The 21877-nt window shown below is 28.1% G+C and carries 23 protein-coding genes and 1 riboswitch; all 23 genes read left to right on the top strand.

Annotated elements, in window-relative coordinates; translation table 11 throughout:
- The first annotated feature begins 288 nt into the window (after positions 1–288).
- Positions 289–1728 carry a glycoside hydrolase family 1 protein gene (locus tag ABDZ60_RS15335; RefSeq protein WP_016206281.1) on the top strand — a complete coding sequence of 480 codons (1440 nt, stop codon included), beginning with the start codon at positions 289–291 and terminating at the stop codon, positions 1726–1728.
- Positions 1729–1762: 34 nt separating this feature from the next.
- Positions 1763–2068, top strand: a complete 306-nt coding sequence (locus tag ABDZ60_RS15330) for a PTS sugar transporter subunit IIB (RefSeq protein WP_016206280.1) — start codon at positions 1763–1765, stop codon at positions 2066–2068.
- A gap of 41 nt (positions 2069–2109) precedes the next feature.
- Positions 2110–3447 (top strand): PTS sugar transporter subunit IIC, encoded by a 1338-nt coding sequence (locus tag ABDZ60_RS15325; RefSeq protein WP_343779218.1) that lies wholly within the window; start codon positions 2110–2112, stop codon positions 3445–3447.
- Between the two features lie 26 nt (positions 3448–3473).
- Positions 3474–3788 (top strand): PTS sugar transporter subunit IIA, encoded by a 315-nt coding sequence (locus ABDZ60_RS15320; protein ID WP_016206278.1) that lies wholly within the window; start codon positions 3474–3476, stop codon positions 3786–3788.
- A 263-nt stretch (positions 3789–4051) separates the two neighbouring features.
- Positions 4052–4378 carry a DUF1904 family protein gene (locus ABDZ60_RS15315; protein ID WP_343779216.1) on the top strand — a complete coding sequence of 109 codons (327 nt, stop codon included), beginning with the start codon at positions 4052–4054 and terminating at the stop codon, positions 4376–4378.
- Positions 4379–4524: 146 nt separating this feature from the next.
- A complete protein-coding gene (locus tag ABDZ60_RS15310; protein ID WP_343779214.1) occupies positions 4525–5145 on the top strand; it encodes a thioester domain-containing protein in 621 nt (206 codons plus the stop codon).
- Between the two features lie 26 nt (positions 5146–5171).
- Positions 5172–5714, top strand: coding sequence for a phosphatase PAP2 family protein (locus ABDZ60_RS15305; protein ID WP_343779212.1), 543 nt, complete (start codon positions 5172–5174; stop codon positions 5712–5714).
- A 167-nt stretch (positions 5715–5881) separates the two neighbouring features.
- Positions 5882–6073 (top strand): hypothetical protein, encoded by a 192-nt coding sequence (locus tag ABDZ60_RS15300; RefSeq protein WP_343779210.1) that lies wholly within the window; start codon positions 5882–5884, stop codon positions 6071–6073.
- Positions 6074–6336: 263 nt separating this feature from the next.
- Positions 6337–7284 carry a PucR family transcriptional regulator gene (locus ABDZ60_RS15295; RefSeq protein ID WP_343779209.1) on the top strand — a complete coding sequence of 316 codons (948 nt, stop codon included), beginning with the start codon at positions 6337–6339 and terminating at the stop codon, positions 7282–7284.
- A gap of 135 nt (positions 7285–7419) precedes the next feature.
- Positions 7420–8628 (top strand): sugar ABC transporter substrate-binding protein, encoded by a 1209-nt coding sequence (locus tag ABDZ60_RS15290; protein ID WP_343779206.1) that lies wholly within the window; start codon positions 7420–7422, stop codon positions 8626–8628.
- 64 nt (positions 8629–8692) lie between these two features.
- On the top strand, positions 8693–9610 hold the full coding sequence (locus ABDZ60_RS15285) for a carbohydrate ABC transporter permease (protein ID WP_016206271.1): 918 nt from the start codon (positions 8693–8695) through the stop codon (positions 9608–9610).
- 1 nt (position 9611) lies between these two features.
- Complete coding sequence (locus ABDZ60_RS15280) at positions 9612–10505, top strand: sugar ABC transporter permease (protein WP_016206270.1); 894 nt, start codon at positions 9612–9614, stop codon at positions 10503–10505.
- Positions 10506–10594: 89 nt separating this feature from the next.
- On the top strand, positions 10595–11614 hold the full coding sequence (locus tag ABDZ60_RS15275) for a LacI family DNA-binding transcriptional regulator (RefSeq protein ID WP_343779298.1): 1020 nt from the start codon (positions 10595–10597) through the stop codon (positions 11612–11614).
- A gap of 185 nt (positions 11615–11799) precedes the next feature.
- A complete protein-coding gene (malQ, locus tag ABDZ60_RS15270) occupies positions 11800–13275 on the top strand; it encodes a 4-alpha-glucanotransferase (RefSeq protein WP_047000924.1) in 1476 nt (491 codons plus the stop codon).
- A gap of 157 nt (positions 13276–13432) precedes the next feature.
- The gene (locus tag ABDZ60_RS15265; protein ID WP_343779203.1) at positions 13433–13729 is read left to right on the top strand and encodes a DUF503 domain-containing protein; all 297 of its coding nucleotides are present in this window, start codon (positions 13433–13435) and stop codon (positions 13727–13729) included.
- 92 nt (positions 13730–13821) lie between these two features.
- Positions 13822–13964: riboswitch (SAM riboswitch) on the top strand.
- Between the two features lie 115 nt (positions 13965–14079).
- Positions 14080–15045, top strand: coding sequence for a methionine ABC transporter ATP-binding protein (locus tag ABDZ60_RS15260; RefSeq protein WP_016206266.1), 966 nt, complete (start codon positions 14080–14082; stop codon positions 15043–15045).
- A complete protein-coding gene (locus ABDZ60_RS15255) occupies positions 15045–15680 on the top strand; it encodes a methionine ABC transporter permease (protein ID WP_343779200.1) in 636 nt (211 codons plus the stop codon). Before ABDZ60_RS15260 ends, ABDZ60_RS15255 begins: the two co-directional genes overlap by 1 nt.
- A gap of 215 nt (positions 15681–15895) precedes the next feature.
- Positions 15896–16735 carry a MetQ/NlpA family ABC transporter substrate-binding protein gene (locus tag ABDZ60_RS15250; protein ID WP_047000925.1) on the top strand — a complete coding sequence of 280 codons (840 nt, stop codon included), beginning with the start codon at positions 15896–15898 and terminating at the stop codon, positions 16733–16735.
- Between the two features lie 174 nt (positions 16736–16909).
- Complete coding sequence (locus ABDZ60_RS15245; protein WP_343779197.1) at positions 16910–17821, top strand: serine hydrolase; 912 nt, start codon at positions 16910–16912, stop codon at positions 17819–17821.
- 11 nt (positions 17822–17832) lie between these two features.
- Positions 17833–19029 carry an alanyl-tRNA editing protein gene (locus ABDZ60_RS15240; RefSeq protein ID WP_343779194.1) on the top strand — a complete coding sequence of 399 codons (1197 nt, stop codon included), beginning with the start codon at positions 17833–17835 and terminating at the stop codon, positions 19027–19029.
- Positions 19030–19450: 421 nt separating this feature from the next.
- A complete protein-coding gene (locus ABDZ60_RS15235) occupies positions 19451–19606 on the top strand; it encodes a GIY-YIG nuclease family protein (protein ID WP_343779191.1) in 156 nt (51 codons plus the stop codon).
- 464 nt (positions 19607–20070) lie between these two features.
- Complete coding sequence (locus ABDZ60_RS15230; protein WP_016206260.1) at positions 20071–20775, top strand: N-acetylmuramoyl-L-alanine amidase family protein; 705 nt, start codon at positions 20071–20073, stop codon at positions 20773–20775.
- Positions 20776–21026: 251 nt separating this feature from the next.
- Positions 21027–21557, top strand: coding sequence for a helix-turn-helix domain-containing protein (locus ABDZ60_RS15225; RefSeq protein ID WP_016206259.1), 531 nt, complete (start codon positions 21027–21029; stop codon positions 21555–21557).
- Positions 21558–21877: the final 320 nt, after the last annotated feature.

The raw sequence follows: 21877 nt of genomic DNA, 5'->3' as shown, positions 1-21877 counted from the left end.
TATATTTATACAATTTACTACAATTTATTTAACCAGAATTAAAGTAATTAACACATAATGCCCTTTAAATATACAATATTTAAATATTATATTAAATTTTGAAAAATAAAATTAGAAAAAATATTTATAGATATGAACTTAAAGCTCCATAAAATGTAAAACAAATTGTTATATAAATGGAACAATTTATATAAGATAAAAGTGTGTTTTTTTAAGGGGTGAAACTGATTACAAATATATTTTTGTAAGATATAATATAATCAAGAAGTAGGAAGGGAGGAGGTAATATTGATTCACAAGAAACTTGATAAATTCAAAAGTGATTTTTTATGGGGAAGTGCATCTGCAGCATATCAAGTTGAAGGAGCTTATAATATTGATGGAAAAGGCTTAAGTATATGGGATACATTCAGTGAATTACCTGGAACAACCTATGAAGGAACAAATGGTAAAGTAGCAGTAGACCATTATAGAAGATATAAAGAAGATATAGCTTTAATGAAAGAGTTAGGATTGAAAGCGTATAGATTTTCAATAGCGTGGAGTAGAATCTATCCAAATGGAAGAGGAGACATAAATGAAAAAGGATTAGAATTTTATGATAACCTTATAGATGAACTTATTGCTAATAATATAAAGCCTATAATAACGATATATCATTGGGATTTACCACAGTATCTTCAGGATTTATATGGAGGCTGGGAATCTAGAGAAATAATAGATGATTTTAATAATTATTGTATAACTCTTTATAAAAGATACGGAGATAGAGTTAAATATTGGGTTACATTAAATGAACAAAATGTATTTATACTTTTAGGCTATAAGATAGGAATACATCCACCAAAGGTACAAGATGATAGAAGAATGCTTAAGGCAAATCATATAGCAAGCTTAGCAAACGCAAAAGCAATAGAGTCATTTAGACAATATGTATCAAATGGTATGATTGGTCCAAGTTTTGCTTTCACACCTAATTATGCTTATACATGCAAGCCAGAAGATGTTTTAGCAAGGGAAAATGCGGAAGATATGAATTGTCATTGGTGGTTAGATGTATATTGTTTTGGAAACTATCCAGCATTTGCACTAAGTAGATATGAAAAGGAAGGAATAGCTCCGGAAATTGAAGATGGAGACTTAGAACTTTTAGAAAGGGGAAAACCTGACTTTATAGGTATAAATTACTATAGAAGCGAAACTGTTGAAGCAAATTCAATAGATGGTATAAGTAATTTTGAAGAAATAAATACATCAGGAAAAAAAGGAACATCTAAAGATTATGGAATTCCAGGTAGCTTTAAGACAATAAAGAATCCAAATTTAGATAGAACTAACTGGGATTGGGAGATAGATCCTACAGGATTAAGAATAGGCATAAGAAGAATTAATAGTAGATACAGGCTTCCTATATTAGTAACGGAAAATGGTCTTGGTGAATTTGATAAAATCGAAGAAGATGGAAGTATAAATGATGATTATAGAATAAATTTTATAAGAAATCATGTAATAGCTTGCAAAGAAGCTATAACTGATGGGGTAGAGTTATTAGGATATTGTACATGGTCATTTACAGATTTACTAAGCTGGCTTAATGGATATCAAAAGAGGTATGGATTTGTTTATATAGATAGAAATGAGAAAGATGAAAAGGATTTAAAACGTATTAAAAAGAAAAGTTTTTATTGGTATAAAAATGTGATAGCTACTAATGGAGAAGAGCTTTAAATATAATTAAAAATAAATTTTAGGAGGAATTATTATGAAAAATATTTTATTAGTTTGTGCAGCAGGTATGTCAACAAGCCTATTAGTAAACAAGATGAAAGCAGCAGCAAAGGAAAAAGGAATAGAAATTAATATTGATGCACTTCCAGTTTCAGAATGTTCAAGTGTTATAGATAAAGCAGATATAGTTTTATTAGGACCACAAGTAAGATTCCAAAAACCACAAGTAGATGCTTTAGTTAATGGAAGAATACCAGTACAAGTTATAGACATGAGGTTATATGGAACAATGAATGGTAAAGTTATCTTAGAAGGTGTATTAAAAACTCTTGGAATTTAACAAGAGGTTTAATAAATAAAAAAATATGAGGGGGAAAAACAATGAGCTTTATGACAAAATTAGAAAGTAGCATGGAAAGAATACTTGTTCCAATTGCAACAAAGTTAAATGCACAGAGACATGTTTGTGCAGTTAGGGACGCATTTATCTTAACCTTCCCATTAACAATGGCAGGTTCATTAATGGTATTAATAAACAATGTTTTACTTCATCCAGATGGGTTTATAGCGAAACTTTTACACTTAGGAGATTTAATTCCTAATTTAGCAGACTATCAAGCTATATTTGCACCAGTATTAAATGGATCTTTAAACATTTTAGCAATTTTAATAGTATTTTTAATAGCAAGGAATCTTGCAAGATCCTTAGGTGCTGATGATCTATTAACTGGTTTAACTGCAGTATCAGTATTCTTTATAATGTATCCAGCAGCAGTTGATGGAAACATTACAATGCAATACATGGGACCACAAGGTTTATTCGTTGCATTAATAATTGGTTTAATAGTTGGAGAACTTTTATCAAGGTTATCTAAAACACCTAAACTTGAAATCAAGATGCCAGAACAAGTTCCTCCAGCAGTTTCTAGAACATTTAAAATATTATTACCAATAATAATAGTAACAGTTGGTTTCTCAGTTCTTAACTTTGTATTAGGTAAAGTTACTAATGGTGGTGGAATTCACACTATAATTTACAACTTATTACAAGCACCATTAACTAAACTTGGAGACAGTATTGTATCAGTAGTAGTTATGGCTTTAGTATCAAACTTATTATGGATAATGGGTATACATGGACCTAATACTATTGCAGCAGTAAGAGATACTATGTTTGCAGAGCCAAATGCAGCTAACTTAGCTTTCGCACAAGCTAATGGAAGTGCATGGGGAGCACCTTTCCCAACAACTTGGGCTTTAGTAGATGGATTTTCTAACTATGGTGGATCAGGTTGTACTCTTGGATTAATTATAGCTATTCTTATATTCTCAAGAATGAAGGATCAAAAAGATATAGCTAAGTTATCTATAGGACCTGGATTATTCAATATTAATGAATCAGTAATATTTGGTTTACCAATAGTATTAAACCCAATATTTATAATCCCATTCTTATTAGTACCAGTTGTTAATTTATTAATAGGATATGCCGCGATTGTAGTAAAACTTATTCCACCAATAGCTTATGGTGTACCTTGGACTACTCCTGGACCACTTATACCTTTCGTAGGAACTGGTGGAGAAATTATGGGACTTGTTGTAGGTATTGTGTGTTTAGCAGTCAGTGTATTAATTTATGCTCCTTTCGTTATAGCATCTAATAAGGCAGCAGCAAAATCACAAGAAGAAGGATTAAATGCAGATACAGAAACTATGTAATAAATAAGATAGATAGGAGAATAATTATGAATGAACTAGAATTAGTTGCTTTTGAAATTATAAGCAACGTAGGTATGGCTAAATCTTTGGCAATAGAAGCAATAAGAGATGCTAGAAATAATGATTATGATGAAGCAAACAAAAAAATAGAAGAAGCTAAAGGATTTTTATTAGAAGGGCATCATGCACATTCTGGATTGATTCATAAGGAAGCTAATGGTGAAAAGCTTGAGTTTTCTTTGATAATAATGCATGCTGAAGATCAACTGATCAGTGCAGAAACTATAAAAGACTTAGCTATAGAGCTTATAGAAATGAATAAAGCAATCAATAGTAAGTAAATAAATATGTATATAAAATAAACAATAGCAAGTGAATAAATATGCATATAAAATAAATAATAGAGGTAGCTAAATGAAATAATTTAGACTACCTCTATATTTTTTTATAGATAAAACTATACAAAATAGATATATATAATAAGTAAAGAAGTTTAAATATATGTATATGTAAGTAAAATTAAAAGTTATGCATAAGGATTTTACAAATACTACTAATATGATATAATTTTGTTAAAAAGTATAGAAATGGAGAGTGTCCTATAATGCCAATTATTAGATTTAAAGCAATAGAAGCTAAAAAAGTATGTGATATAAGTAAAGATCTAGTAGACGACCTTCAAGAATTAATTCAATGTCCAAGGGAATATTTCAATTTAGCAGTTGATCAATCTTTATATGTAAGAGATGGTAAATTTGTTGATGGTGAAGCAAGAGTTGAGATTTCTTGGTTTGATAGAGGACAAGAAATTCAGGATAAAGCAGCAAAGATAATTACTAATCATGTTAACTCAATAGGATATTCTAATGTAGATGTTATATTTTTTAAGTTAGAAGAAAATAGATACTATGAAAATGGAGAACATTTTTAATAAAGTTATAATAAGTAAAAATAAAACAAGGTAGGATACTATAATATCCTACCTTGTTTTGATATGAATAATATTTATAACATTTAGTATTATCTAAACTTAAATTGATAAAAATAGTATAAAGTCAATTAAGTAGGAGTGATAAAATGAAATTTAAAAGAAAAAGTATAGCTATTGTTTTTATATTAGTTTTATTAATATTAAATTTTAGCTCTAATTACTTTGCAATGCAATTAGGAGATGAAGTAAAAATATCAACAGGAGATTATTATGTTGGAGAAATAGAATATGAAAATTTTATTATTAAAGCAAAAATGATAAGAGCATTGGAAACTGAAGAAATAGGTTATTGTTTAGAAATTGAAAAATTATATCCAAGTGGAGAGATATTTAAAAGCATAGGTTATGCCAATGATGGATTAGCTGGAATAATATCAGAAGGCTATCCTAATAAAAATTATGTAGAAATAGGATTATCCTCAGAGGAAGAAGCGTATTTTGCAACACAAATTGCAATATGGAGCTATGTTGAAGAATATGATGTAAATGGATTTAAAGGAAACAATAGAGTTGTCGAGGCAATAAAAAGGATATATAATCAAGGAATAAGTAAAAATTCAGAAGAATATAATAATCAATATAAAATATATAATTATAATGATGAAGTACAGGATATAGCATTAATTAAAAATTATAGAAGTGAAGTCATGAAAGAAAATTCAAGTGCATTGGAAGAAAATCAACAGAGTATTATTTATGGAAAATAATAAGAATATATTTTAATGGGGGAATTATGTGGGATTATATAAATTTTATAGATTTAAGAATTTTAGAAGTTATTAGAACATATTTTTCAAGCTCTCTTATGGATAGTATAATGGTATTAATAACTAAGCTAGGAGATATAGGATTAATCTGGATTATAATATCAGTAATATTACTAGTAAGTAAAAAATATAAAAGAATAGGAATAACAATGATAGTTGCTCTATTATTAACAAGTATCATTGGAGAAGGTATAATAAAGAATATAATACAAAGACCAAGAGTGTTTAATTCCATAAATGATATAGAGCTTATAATTAAAGCTCCATCATCCTATTCTTTTCCTTCTGGGCATACTGCATCTTCATTTGCAGCAGCTATGGTACTTGGGTATTATATAAAAGAATATAAGTATTTATTTTACTTTTTAGCTTTTCTTGTGGCATTTTCAAGATTATACTTATGGGTACATTATCCATCAGATATAGTTGGTGGAATGATATTTGGAATTATATGTGGGTATATAGCTATTAAAATAATAAACAATATAGTAACAAAGAAAAATTCATAAAAAAGCTTGTTGAAGAATAAAAGTTTTCAGCAAGCTTTTATTAATTTAATATTGTTTATATAAAGAATTATTTAAATTTTAGTTCTACACTATCTAATATATAAGTATAAATTCATAAAAAAGTGAAAAAATAAAAATATAGATTACGCTATAAGGAGGTGTATTTTATGGAGGAGGATAAAATTCAAAGAAAAATGAAAAAGCTATATAGACATGTTAAATCAGGTAGATTAACTGAAGAGATAGCAGATGAAATATCTGAGATAATGGAACATGTAGAAAATATGGGAGAAGATGCAAAAAGAAATATTTCAGGTATCGTAAATGATATGAAGAGAGCTATGAAAAAAATGAAATAATAAATCAACTAAAAAGCTTAAATTAAAAAAAGCTTTTTAGTTGATAAGTATGGCTAAATACAAGGGGTTCAAGTTGTTTTTTGTGAGATAACACAAAAAATAAATAGCTAATTGTATTAAAATACTATTGAATAAAAACGATTGCACGAGTATAATCTAGTTACAAGGTAAAGTTAAATACTATAAAAACAAAATTTCTTATTTTTCTGGAAACGTTACCTGTTTCATAAATATTCAGAAAAATTAAATTATGGGGGAAGCTTATGTATGGGTTAAAAAACTCTTTTCAAAAAATAAGTGAAGAAATTCAAATTCCCTTCAAAATAAGCGAAAAAGATGGATCTGTAATAGCTGACTTTCTTCAAGGGAAAAATTCTAAAATTGTAAGCAGTATTTTAAGAATACCAACAGAAGAACTGTTACTAGAAACCTATGAAAATTATAGTAACTGTATGAGTTTATTAAAATATTGTTTAGAGCAAGAATTAAGTAATGCAGTAAAATCTAAAGAAGAAATAATATTAGACATAATAAAAGGGAAAGAATTTTCTAATGATATTCTAAAAGAGGTTATAAAGGACAAGCCGTTCAAATTAATACTTATTCATTTAAAAGACAAGCATTCTAAAGCTTTAAAGTTAATAGAGAGAAAACATTTAGGTGACGATAGTATTATAGTTGTTCAAGATGAATACATTGTTATTATAAGTAAAAATGATATAAGTGATGATAGTATTAAAGAACTTTTTTTAGCAATCAAAAAAAGTATAACAGAAAAGTGTTATATAAGTTATTGTAAAATTGATGAATATAATGAACTTAAAGAAAAATTTGAATATCTTAAAGATAATTTAGAAATATGTTTAAAATATAATTTGCAATCAAAGATATATACTGAAAATTCTTTATTAGTAGAAAAAATGATAGAGAATGTAGATGAAAAAGAAATAACTAGAGTATATAAAGAATTTAATGATATTTTTTCTAAGTTAGATGAGGATCTTATAAAAACAATAGAAATTTTCTTTAGTGAAGGTTTAAAAATAAGTGAGTCAGCAGATAAGTTATATATTCATAGAAATACATTATTCTATAGAATAGATAAAATAAAAAAAATAGTAAACTATGATATATCCAATTTTAATGAAGCAGTAGAGTTTAAAATTTTATTTTTATTGTGGAAAGAATCAGGATATAAAAATAAATTATAAAGTTTGTTGGAAACGGTACCGGTAAGGTTACCTGTAAACAATATCACAAATAAAAAATATTATAAATTTAGTTAATAAACCTAATATGGTTTATAAATATAAAGATCTAAAATTAGATTTTGGGAGGAATTTATTATGGTAAAACGTTCAAAACTATTAGCAGTTTTAATTGCTGGTATAATTGCTACAACTTCTTTAGTTGGTTGTGGTGGAAAAGATGAAAAAGGCGGTACTGCCAATACAGAAAAGAAAACTTTAACAGTTTGGTCACACTTTACTACTAACGAAGTTAAAGAATTTGAAAAAGTAGCTAAAGCTTGGGGCGAAGAAAATAATGTTGAAGTAAGTGTTGTTGAAGACCAAGGAAAGTTCCAAGAAATGATTCAAGCTTGTCAAAGTGATAATGGTCCAGATCTTATATTAGGAGTTCCACATGATAATTTAGGAACGTTCCAAAAAGCAGGAATAACAGCAGAAGTACCATCAGGAATGGTTTCAGCTGATAAATATACATCTCAAGGTATAGTAGATGCAGTAACTATAGGGGGAAAGGTTTATGCAGTTCCATTTGCTCAAGAAACAACAGGAATGTTCTATAATAAAGACAAAGTTAAAGAAGTTCCAAAGACAATGGAAGATTTAGTTGCAATGGCAAAAGAAGTTGGATTTGAGTATAATATAAATGATTTCTTCTTCTCATATGCATTCTTATCAGCAGGTGGTGGATATGTTTATAAAAACAATAATGGTACTTTAGATCCATCAGATATAGGTCTTGGAAATGAAGGTGCAGTAGCAGGACTTCAATTTATTTCAGATTTAGTTAACAAAGATAAATTAATGGCAGCAGATATAACTGGAGATATAGCTAAGGGTGATTTTACATCAGGTAAATCTGCATTCTATTTCTCAGGTCCATGGGATGTTTCAGGTGCTAAAGAAGCTGGATTAAACTTTGGAGTAGTTCCAATGCCAACTTTAAATGGAAAAGCTCCACAAACATTCTTAGGAGTTCAAACTTCTTTTGTTAATGAAAATTCAAAGAACAAAGATCTTGCATGGAAACTTATGGAGGAGTTTGTTAATAAAGGACAAGATGTAGTTTATAAAACTGGTAGCAGAATTCCAGTATCTAAAGATTATGTAGTAGATGATGAATATACTAAAGCATTTATGGAACAAGCAAAAGTTGCTATGCCAATGCCTAATATAGTAGAAGTTCAAGCTATGTGGGAACCAGCAGCTAATAACTTAAAGTTATTAACTTCAGGTCAAATAGATGCTAAAACAGCTGGAGAAAATATAGTTAATCAAGTAAAAGAAGGTATTAAACAAATAAAATAATATATGTAGCTAAATAGAGATAGGTGTAATGCCTATCTCTATATAAAATAAAGGAGGATTGTAAATGGGAATGAAGAGTAAAAGTCGTAAAGCTTACTATTTCTTAGCACCAGCACTTATTTCAATATTTATATTCACATTGCTTCCAGTACTTTCAACAGTATACTATGCTTTTACTGATTATACTCAGTATTCAAAAGGTGAAATTAATTTCGTAGGTTTTTCAAATTTTATAGAGGTTTTAACAGGACCTTTTAAGGAAACATTTTTACCTGTATTTGCATGGACATTAATTTTTGCAATAATATCAACACTTGGATGTTTCTTTTTAGGATTAATTATAGCATTAGTATTAAATAATCCTAATATAAGAGAAAGAGGATTTTATAAAGGTGTATTAATATTACCTTGGGCACTACCAGCATCAGTTGCAATTTTATCATTCCAGGGGTTATTTAATGGTAGTTATGGTCAAATAAACAATTTACTAATGCAATTGCATATAATACAAGAGCCAATAAAATGGTTAACAGATCCTAACTTAGCAAGAGTAAGTATAATAATGGTTAATATATGGCTTGGATTTCCATATATGATGAATGTTTGTTTAGGTTCATTGTCAGCAATACCAGAAGTTTATTATGAAGCAGCAGAAGTAGATGGTGCAACAAAGTGGAAACAATTCACACATATTACATTACCAGCAATAACTAAAACTGCTTATCCACTAGTAATATCATCCTTTGCATTTAATTTTAATAACTTTGGATCAGCCTTCTTAATAACAGGCGGTAATCCTCCAAGATTAAATACTCAATTTGCTGGATACACAGATATATTAGCATCAGTAAACTATAAACTTTCAATGCAATTTGGAAGATTTGAGATTGCATCAGCACTTAGTATAATAATATTCATAATAATTGCATCAATTTCATTTGTTCAAATGAGAGCATCAGGTCAGTTTGAGGAGGTTGATTAATATGCAAACAGAGGTAAATTTAAAGAGTTTAGTAAGAAAAAAAGATAAAGTAGTATATAAAAAGAAATTAAGATCTGATGAAATTAGAGCGGCTTGGTTTGGTAGAATTTTTATTTGGATAATGATAGCAATAACATTATTTCCTATAGTGGCTGTAATTTCTGCATCAATGGCAAAAGGAAGTGCATTTACACAAACAACCTTCTTTCCATCAGAATGGACTTTAGAAAATTACAGAAGAGTATTTGAAAAAACAAATTTCTTATTATGGTTAAAAAATTCACTAATTTTATGTACAGCAGTAGCATTAGTACAATTAGTTTTATCAGTTCCAGCGGCATTTGCTTTTTCAAAATTAAGATTTTGGGGAAGAAAAAATGGGCTTATGAGCTTATTAATTCTTCAAATGTTCCCAGCAGCTATGGCGTTACCAGCAATAATGGGAATAGTTTTCACATATAATTTAACTAATAAGCCATTAGTATTAATATTAATACTAGCTGGTGGTAGTGCATACAATATATGGCTTTTAAAGGGAGCAGTAGATGGAATACCAGATGAATTAGTTGAAGCAGCTTATATAGACGGAGCATCAACTTGGAAGGTATTTTCGGTAATAATATTACCTTTACTAAGAAATATGTTAATAGTTATATTCCTATTTGCATTTATAGGAGCTTATAGTGAATTTATGTTTACTTCAGCAATATTAAAAAATGCAGAGGTTCAAACTATAGTAACTGGATTACAAAAGTTTATTAAAGACCAATTCTCTGCAAACTGGACTATGTATTCATCAGCAGCAGTAATGGCAGCTTCACCAATAGTAATAATATTTATGCTTTTACAAAAGTATATAGCATCAGGTTTAGTTTCAGGATCAGTAAAAGAGTAATTCATCATTATCTTAATCTTGTACTGTAAATAAATGGCAATTAATGGAAACGATACCGAATAAATTGTCGAAATTTGGAGGGAGTTATGATAAACATAAGAGATATTGCAAGAATTGCGGGGGTAGGAGTAAGCACTGTTTCAAGGGTAATTAATAATCATCCGGATGTTAAAGAGCAAACAAGAGAACGGGTATTAGAAATAATAAGGGAAAACAACTATATACCTAATAACAGTGCTAGAAATCTTAAAAAAAATAATACAAATAATATTGGGGTTCTTATAAAAGGGGTATTTAATCCTTTTTTCTCAGAAATGTTAGATTCTATAAGTAAAAGAATTTCTAAGGCTGGATATTCTATGATACTAGAGCATCACGATTATTTAAGTGATGATGAGATGAATAATCTGATTTCAATGATAAAAGAAAAAAGATTACAAGGTGTAATTTGCTTAGGAGGAAACTTTACAGAAGCAAGAAATGATGATTTTAATGATATACAAGTACCAGTTGTATTAACTTCTATAAATCATAAATATGGAAAAGAGTTTTCAAATTTTTCCTCAGTATCTATAGATAATGAAAAATCAGCTTATCTTGCAACAAAATATCTAATTGAATGTGGACATAAAAATATAGCTATATTATTAGGAGATGAAAATGACTTTGGAATTGGATATCTAAGAGAAGCTGGATATTTAAAAGCACTAAGAGAAAATAATATAGAATTTAATAGTAATTATAAAATTCTAGGTAATTATGATTATAGAGGTGCATATGAAGAAACTAATAATCTTTTAAGAAATAATAAAGATATTACAGCTATATTTGCTATATCAGATATAATGGCTGTCGGATGTGCCAAAGCAATAAAAGATAATGGTCGAGAAGTAGGTAAAGATGTTGCTGTAATAGGATTTGATGGTATGGATATTAGTGAGTTTTATAATCCTACCATAACAACAGTAATACAACCTAAGTTAGAAATGGCTAAGATAAGCGTTGATTTATTATTAGATTTAATAGCGGATAAAACTGATAATAAGCATGTAATACTAAATACAGAGCTTATTCATAGAGAATCAACTAATTTTAAGATAGAAAATTAAAAAATTAATCTACTTATAATAACATAATCTATTGTTATTATAAGTAGATTAAGATAAATTATATAGATTAAAATTAATTATTTTATACCCTCAATATTTAAAGCAAAAACTTTTATGATTAGTTTTATTAAATGCCTTCACAAATACAAAATAGAATAGGTTTTATTAGAAATGAGGTAAAATTTATGGAAAGAAGTAGCGGGATATTAATGCATATTTCATCACTACCTGGAAAGTATGGAATAGGTACATTTGGAATGGAAGCGTTTGCCTTTGTAGATTTTTTAAAAAAGAGTGGACAAAAGTATTGGCAAATACTCCCTCTAGGGCAAACTAGTTATGGAGATTCTCCATATCAATGTTTTTCAGCATTTGCTGGTAATCCTTATTTTATAGATTTTGAATTATTAGAAAAAGATAATTTATTAAAAAAAGAGGATTATTCAACTTTAGATTATGGAATAAATGAAAATTGTATTGATTATGCAAAGTTATTTATAAATAAAAATAAAGTGTTAAGAATTGCATATGAAAATTCAAAAAATAAATATAATGAAGAAATAAATGAATTTGTAGAAGAAAATAAGTTCTGGTTAGAGGATTATGCTTTATATATGGCAGTTAAGAATCACTTTAACTTAGTTAGTTGGCAAAATTGGGATGATAATATAAGACTTAGAAAAAAGGAAGCCATAGATTCTTATAAAGTATTATTGAAAGATGAAATTAATTATTGGATATTTATTCAATATATATTCTTTAAACAATGGTATAGTTTAAAGAAATATACTAATGATAACGGAATTAAAATAATAGGTGATATTCCCATTTATGTAGCAGAAGATAGTGCAGATATTTGGAGTAATCCACAATACTTTAATGTTGATGAAAATATGTTACCAATAACAGTGGCTGGATGCCCTCCAGATACCTTTTCAGCTACTGGACAGCTTTGGGGAAATCCTATATATAACTGGGATAACTTAGATAGAGATGGTTATAGCTGGTGGATTGATAGAGTTAGAGAGAGTTTTAAATTATATGATGTAGTAAGAATAGATCATTTTAGAGGCTTTGAGGCATATTGGGAAATACCATATGGAAATAAGACAGCTGAGTTTGGTCAATGGACTAAGGGACCTGGAATAAAATTATTTGATGCTATAAAAAATAGTCTTGGCGAAGTAGATATAATAGCAGAAGATTTAGGAATGATGACACAAGGGGTAATAGATCTTAGAGATACTACAGGATTCCCAGGAATGAAAATATTACAGTTTGGATTTGGTGATGGGGATAGTAGAGATTTACCACATAATTATCCAATTAATTGTGTAGCGTATACTGGCACCCATGATAATGATACTATTTGTGGATGGTATAATGTTACTGGAAGCAAAAATGAAATTGAAAAAGCTAAAAACTACTTGAACTTAACTTATGAAGAAGGGATAGCAAAAGGCTTAATAAGAGGGGTCTGGGGAAGTCCAGCTTACTTAGCAGTAACTACAATGCAAGATTTCTTAGGGCTAGGTAATAGCGCTAGAATGAATATGCCTTCAACATTAGGAGGAAATTGGATGTGGAGAGCATCTAAAAAAGATTTTAGTGAAAAATTAGCAAAAGAAATTTATTCTTTAACTAAATTATATGGTAGATGATTTAAGCTATACTAATCATTAATAAATTTCTTATAAATCACAAATAAAGCTCATGGAGAGAATATTATCCATGAGCTTTATTCATAATAATAACATGCGGTCTTTACAATTCATAGTTCATAGTGAACTGAATAAGTTTTATTAAGGGTGGTTTAAGATGAAAGTATTAATAATGAGTGTAAATTTAAGAGCAAGTTGGGTACATTCTTTAAAAGAAAAAAGAATGATAGTTAGAAGTGTAACTCAAAAATTGAAAAATAAATTTAATATATCAGTAAATGAAATAGAAAACCAAGATCTACATCAAAGCATAGTTATTGGTATATCAGGAATATGTGCTAGTAGCTCGCAAGCAGATTCTACTGTAGAAAACATAATTAATTTTATAGAATTAAATACAGATGCAGAGCTTGTTAATGTAGAAAAAGATATTATAGTATTTAAATTTTTATAGGTATAGATAAATAAGTTTTAAGATATATATTGACAAATTCAAATTATATATGTATATTAATATCAATAGAAAAATTTAATATTTTAATACGTTTCTTATCAAGAGTGGTGGAGGGACTGGCCCTGTGAAACCCAGCAACCTATAATAGGATTATGATAAGTCTAATTTATGTTAGATAATTATATTTTATTATGTTTGGTGCTAAATCCTGCAGCTTTTAGCTGATAGATGAGAGAATAAATTAATATGTGACATTATACGCACTAGAGATTTATTCTCTAGTGCGTTTTTTATTCTTTTGAAAATATTACTTTTTTATTTCTTTAATTTTCTTAGGGGGGAATATAATCATGATTGAAATAAATAATTTAACCAAAAGCTTTGGTGAGATACAGGTTATAAAAAATGTGTCTATTAAAATACAAAAGGGAGAAATATATGGAATTATAGGACATAGTGGTGCTGGTAAATCCACTTTGTTAAGATGTATAAATGGATTAGAAGCCTACGAAGATGGTTCACTTACAGTTATGGGACGTGAAGTTAAATCTTTAAAGGGGCTGGAACTAAGAGAATTTAGAAAAGATTTGGGTATGATATTTCAAAGCTTTAATTTATTAAATAGAAAAACAGTCTTTGAAAATATAGCCTTACCTTTAGAAGTTTGGGGATATGAAAAAGTAAGAATTAAAAGTAGAGTAAATGAGCTTTTAAATTTAGTAGGACTTTCTGAAAAGGCTAATGTAAAACCATCAAGTTTAAGTGGTGGACAAAAACAAAGAGTAGCAATAGCAAGGGCTTTAGCATTAGAACCTAAAATTCTACTTTGTGATGAAGCTACTTCAGCATTAGATCCTAAAATAACAAAAGATATATTAGCACTTTTATCAAAAATAAATAAAGAACTAGGAATTACAATAGTTATTGTTACTCACCAGATGGAAGTTGTCAAAGAGGTATGCGAAAAGGTTGCACTAATAGAAGACGGAATTTTAAAAGCTCAAGGCAAATCGGAAGACTTATTTTTAAACCCAGGAGTTTCACTTAAAAAATTTTTAGGTGAACAAGATGACGAATTACTACCTACAACAGGAGTAAATATAAAGTTATTTTTTCCAAGTACATCATCAGAAAATGCACTTATAACAAAGATGGCCAGAGAAATTAATGTAGACTTTTCAATAGTTTGGGGAAAACTAGAAAAATTTAGAGAAGATGTTCTTGGAAGTTTAGTAATAAATATAGCGCAAGAAGATAAAGAAAAGGTAATTAAATATCTACAAGATAAGAATGTAATATTGGAGGTGATTAATTAATGTTAGAAATATTATTACCGGCATTTAATAAAACAATTATAATGGTATTTTTTTCAACACTATTTTCAGTAATTTTAGGCTTTATTCCCGCTATAGCATTAATAGTTACAGCTCCTAAAGGATTAAAACCAAATAAGATAATATATAATACATTGGACAGTATAATAAATATTTTAAGAAGTTTTCCTTTTTTAATACTAATGGTAGCAATAGTACCATTTACAAAATTAATAGTTGGAAAATCAATTGGAACTGAAGCAGCAATAGTGCCATTAACAGTAGCAGCAGCACCTTTTGTAGCAAGAATTATAGAATCAGCTTTAAAAGAAGTAGATCCAGGAGTAGTAGAAGCAGCAAAATCCTTCGGAGCTTCTAATACACAAATAATTTTTAAGGTAATGTTAAAAGAAGCAAACCCTTCTATAATATCTGGATTAACATTAACAATAATAAGCATAATAGGGTATTCAGCAATGGCTGGAACAGTAGGTGGAGGAGGTCTTGGAGACGTAGCAATAAGGTACGGATACCAAAGATACCAGACAGATGTAATGATTGTGACAGTAATAATCTTAGTAATAATAGTACAAGCATTACAAACTCTAGGAAATTACTTGTATAAGAAACTATCGTAACAATTAACGGTTAACGATTAACGATTAACAATTATTAATAGCTATTATAATTTAAAATGTTATTTATTAAATTTAAATATAAAATAAAAAAACTAACTAAAAAAGAATGAGATGAAACTAATAAAAGAAAAAAGACCATAACTAAAGGAACTCTGCAAGAGTTTCATCCACAATTATTCACTATTAATTCTTAATTATAACAAGGGGGTTTTTATATGAAAAGAAAATCAATTTTATCAATTTTATTAACAGGGGCTTTAGCAATAAGTTTAGTAGGATGTGGAGGAGCAAAGCCAGATAATAGTACAGGCTCAGCATCATCAGAAGACAAAACAATAACAATAGGGGTTACACCAGTTCCACATAAGGATATAGTAGAGGCTATAAAGCCAGAACTTGAAGGAAAAGGATATACAGTTAATATAGTTGAGTTCACTGACTATGTAACACCGAATACATCTTTAGAAGAAGGAGAGTTAGATGCAAACTACTTTCAAACTATAGCTTATTTAGATGAAACTAATGAAGGAAAGGGATTGCATTTAACTTATACAAAGGGAGTGCACTTAGAGCCTTTAGCAGTTTATTCAAGAAAAATTAAGGACCTAAAAGAGTTAGAGGATGGAGCGACAGTTGCTGTGCCAAATGACCCATCTAACGAAGCAAGAGCTTTAAGAGTTTTAGAAAACTCAGGATTAATAAAGTTAAAAGATGGTGAACTAGTTACTCCAAAGGATATAACAGAAAATCCAAAGAACTTAAAATTCGAAGAATTAGAAGCAGCACAACTTCCAAGAGTTTTAGATGAAGTAGGGCTAGCGGTTATAAATGGTAACTATGCATTAGAAGCTGGTCTAAGTCCAGCAAAAGATGCAGTATTCGTAGAAGATGCTAATTCAGAGGCATCAAAGAAATATCACAATGTAATAGCAATAAAAGAAGGAAATGAAAATATCCAAAAGATTAAGGATTTGACTGAAGCATTAACATCAGATACAGTTAAAAAGTATATTGAAGAAAAATATTCAGATGGATCAGTGCTTCCAGTTTTCTAAGAGCTTTTGATATATTAACTTCAATAAAGAGTAGATAATAAATCGGCTGAATTATATTTATTTTAGCGATTAATTGTCTACTCTTTAATTTTTTGAGGTGAATTACATTTTGATATTTATGATATAATAAATATTAAAATATATTACTAAAGCAAAGAGAAAAAGGAGAACTAAATGAAAAAAATAAGTATCCTAATAATCATAGTATTTATATTATTTAGTAAGAGTTGTAGCTATGAGGATATTAATAAAAATACAGAAGAGACCACTATAAAAATAGAAAATGAAGAAACATCATATAGGATAGATAAAAAAATTAGTGAAATAGCAGGGATTTATAAAGATAATATATCTATATACTATAAAAACTTAGATACTGAAGAAGAATATTTATTAAATCCAGATAGGTATTATATAGCAGCAAGTACAACAAAAGTTCCATTATGCATGATGATTTTAGACCAAGTATTTGAAGAGGCATTAAATTTGGAAGATGAAATTTATTATGAGGAAGAAGATGATGAAGATGGAAGTGGGGTACTATATTATTTAGAGGATGTTACAAATGTTACAATAGGGGAAGCTGTAAGATTATCAATAATTGAATCTGATAATGTTGCTAAAAATATGCTTCGTAGAATTAGTGAAATATCAATAACAGATTATTTAATAGATATTACAGGAGATGAATCTATACCTTATGAGAATTATATTACTGCAAGACAATTATATATGGTGCTAGATAGATTATATGAAAATCCTAATAACAATCCATATTATGAATTGCTTATAGATTATATGACAAAAACAGTTTTTCATGATAGATTAGATAAATATATCCCTCATGATATAGTGGCGCATAAAATAGGAGATTACTATAGATATTACCATGATTGTGGAATAATATATGGAAAAGATGATTACATAATAGTTATATTAACTAGAGATATAGGGAATTTAAGTGATGAAGCATATAATGACGGTACAGAAGATGAAAGATATTTATTAGACTGGGGTAGTCAAGCGTATGAAATTATAGGTAATATTTCTAAGGAAATATATTTAAATGTTGAAGGAAATTATTAAAGGTGAGAAATATGGAAAAATTATATTATACCAATCAGTATCAAACTAAATTTGAGGCAAAGGTTATAGAAGTAAAGGAATTAAATAATAAATATCATATAGCATTAGATAAAACAGCTTTTTTTCCAGGTGGTGGAGGACAATGCTGTGATTTAGGGAAAATAAACGAGAAAGATGTATTAGAAGTATATGAAGAAAATGAAATTGTATATCATGTCATTTCAGAAAATATAGATAAAGGTAGTTTAATTAAAGGAGAAATAAACTGGAATAGAAGAGAAGATGGTATGCATCAACATTTAGCTCAGCATGTACTTTCAGGGTGCTTTTTTAAGCTATTTAGTGCAAATACAGTAAGTATACATTTAGGAAAAGAGATAAGCACAGTTGATATTATTGGACATTTAGATGAAGATAAAATAAAAAAAGCAGAAAAAATGGCTAATGATATAGTAAGACAAAATATTATGGTAGAATTTATTATTCCAAGTTACGATGAGTTAAAAAATTTAAATTTAAGAAGAGATTTACCAAATACAGATAAGGAAATAAGAGTAGTTAAGATAGGAGATTTAGATATTAATGCATGCTGTGGAGTTCATCCAAAAAGCACATTGGATTTAAGGCTAATTAAGATTAAAAAATATGAAAAAAATAAAAATAATACAAGAATAGAATTTTTAGCAGGTAAACGAGCGATAGAAGATTCTTTAAAGAATGATAAGATAATAAAAGACATTTGTAATTATCTAAGCAGTAATGAAGAAGAATCATTAAATAGTATAAAAAACTTAAAAGAAAATTTAGAAATTTTATTAGATGAGAAAAAGAAAAATGAAGAAGAACTTATGAAATATGAAAGTGAATATTTACTTTCTACTTGCCATAAAGAAAAAGAACTTTTAATTATAAAAAAGATATTTCAAGAAAAAAGTATAAATTATATTAGAAAATTGTCAAGTAAATTAGCTGATAAAAATAATATTATATGCTTGTTTGCAATAAAGAATAAAGAAAAATCCAATATAATTTTTACATGCTCTAATAATATTGCCTTATTTAATATGGGAGAACTTTTAAAAGAAAATATAAAATACATAAATGGAAAAGGAGGAGGAAATAAAATATTAGCTCAAGGAGCTGGGGAAAGTGAGAATTTAGAAAACTTCTTGAATGATGTTTATGAAAAGTGCAGTGCACTTTTTTAGTTCACAGTTGGTTTTTAGTTCACAGTGCACAGTGCACAATTCACAGTTGATTTCAGGTTGTAGGTAACAGGGAACAGGTGTCAGGTGTCAGGGAACAGGTAGCAAGTAATTTAATTGTACAGAGCAAAATTAGTAATGAAAGAATGAAAAATTATGGAGAAAAATCCTTAAAGGTTTACTTTAAGGTGCAAAGGTAAAAAAATAACGACTTTTGAGTATAAAATTACATTAGTTTTGTACTCTGTTTATTTGGCTTCAAATAAGGCTCTTATGGTATTTTTACCTAAAAGTACATTAACTTTTACATAGGTTTTTGCATGATAAAAAACACTTGTAATAGTTTTGTTACCAATGATAGTGAACAATTTGTAATTTAAAGCGTAGTATTACTGGTATTGAGATAGGGGGACTTAAAGTAGTTATGAAGATTATTTACAAAATTACTTATCCAAACGGGAAAATTTATATTGGTAAAGATTTAACTGACAGTATTAATTACTTTGGTAGTGCAAACAGTAAATTAATTGAGAAAGACTTTATAGGAGAAGAAAGAAGAGATTTTACAATCAGAAAATAAATTTTATGGGAATCAGAAACTGCTACAGACAAAGAAGTTAATCGTAAAGAAGTAGAATACATAAATTATTATAATTCAAATAATCCGAGTATAGGCTATAATCAATGGCCTAAATTCAAACATACTTAAAGATGTATGAGTAAGTCGCAAATTTCTTTTATTCTTCATTAACAATCATATAATGAGATATAAAAAATTATTGTGAAAATCCCTGTAATTTTAGATTTTGTACCTCTGAAGTAGATGTTCCTTAATCGTCAATTATCAACTAGATAAAACTGTTACCCTTTTACTGATACCCGTAAATTTATTCCAAAAGATGTGAACTGTGAATTGTGCATTGTAAACTGAATAAAATTGCTTCGCAATTTGTAACCAAGTCTAAGCCTCTTAAGTATACTAAATTATGAATTAATACAATATTTATATAATTAGGTATTATATAAATAATAGGAGGGACGGAAGTGGCAAAGTGGGTATTAGATGCAGCACATGGTGGCAATGATCCTGGAGCAATAGGAAAGCATGGCAGAAGAGAAGCAGATATCGTCTTAGAAGCAGTATATGAAGCAAAAAGGTTATTAGAAAGAAATGGAGAAATAGTATTACTGACTAGAGCATCAGATACAAGTTTAGATGTAAAAGACAGAATAAATATAGCAAACAATTGGAATGCAGATTACTTTGTTAGTTTCCATATGAATTCCTTTGTGGATGATTCAATAAAGGGAAGCGAAATAGTAATTTTTGAAAAAGGTACTAGAGCAGAGGAATTATCAAAATTTATAAGAGACGAGTTGCTTGCAAATCTAAAATCTAATGACAGAGGAATAAAAGAAGCAAGTTATACTGTTTTAAGAGAAACCCAAATGCCAGCAGTTATTGTTGAGGCAGAATTTATATCTAACGAAGACATAGAAAAAAACTTTAGTAGTATTAAGTATGGATACATGGTAGCTAAGGCTTGTTTAGCTATGGTTGATAAGGTTTTAATTGATATTCCTGTAAAGAAACCTAAAACTCCAACAAGAGAGGGATGGAGAATTTGCTTAGGATATTATAGAGATTATGAAGAAGCAGAAGAAGAGTTAATAAAGTTAAATAAAAACGGACTTAAGGGAGCTTATGTAGTTCCTTATCCTGAGGAAAATGAAAGATTTAAAAATTAATATAAAATCAAAAAATAGAAGGGAAGAATATCTCTTCTATTTTTTTTACTAGTAGAATGAAAGTATTTAATGAAATTTGAGATAAGAATTAAGATAAAGGTTAGTCATACATCCAAATCCTGAAAAAATTGTTCGGAAAATTTTAAATAAAAAGAAACATTTTATGAATTTAGTGATATAATATAATTAAGTAATAAAAAATATTTTAGTAATAAAATAAATTTAATTACTAAAACAAGGAGGGTATAAGAATGAATTATTTAGATCTATATTTACAAAAGAATAATTGCAAAAGATATGATGTATATAAAAAAACTGGAGTTAGTCAACAATTACTTGCGACTCATACTAGCAAAAAAATTGAAAAGTATTCTAATAAGGTAATAATGGCATTAGCTGAATTCTTAAATAAGACGCCAGGTACTGTGCTTGATGAACTTATAGCTTTAGAAAAGGAAAATCCAGCATTTGAAGCATTTAATCCATTAGAATTATTAACAGGATTAGAATATAAATATGATGTCATAATCATAAAAGGGGCTTATTGTAATGAAATATATAAGCTGATGAAGGGACAGCTTTCAGATACTGAAACTTTAGGAATTGAACTAGGAAGTGCTGGAGTTGCAACCGTTCTGGCTTATGCAATTAATATGGTTAGGGATTTGTTTAGCAATTCTGATAAAGTTCAAAGGGAAATAGAAAGAAAAATAATATCATATAAATTAGTAGAAGCAAGTCATGAACAGCTAATTTTAAGATTAAAACAATTAGACTACTAGAATAGTTAATGATGAAAAATTGAAAATGTATGTGATAGAATTTTTATTAAATAGTATTAGGTTATCTGAATTGGTGATCTAATACTATTTAATGCTTTATGTAACAATAATTTCTTGGATATTTTTGTGTGAAAAAAATGTATGTAATAATAAAAAAATACATGCGATTTATAAAAAGAAAAAAAATTCTAAATTTTTATGAAAAGGTTTAACAAAAGTTAATGAAATAAAAAAATAGAACATTTTTATGATATTTAAAGTTCTGTAAAATTATGGTTGTATGGATTTTATCCAATCAAATTAGGTGCTTTAACTATATG

This window comes from Clostridium sartagoforme (assembly GCF_039521405.1).
Lineage (GTDB): Bacteria > Bacillota > Clostridia > Clostridiales > Clostridiaceae > Clostridium > Clostridium sartagoforme.
The sequence above is the reverse complement of the archived record's forward strand: the minus strand, read 5'-3'. Positions and strand labels throughout refer to the sequence as shown.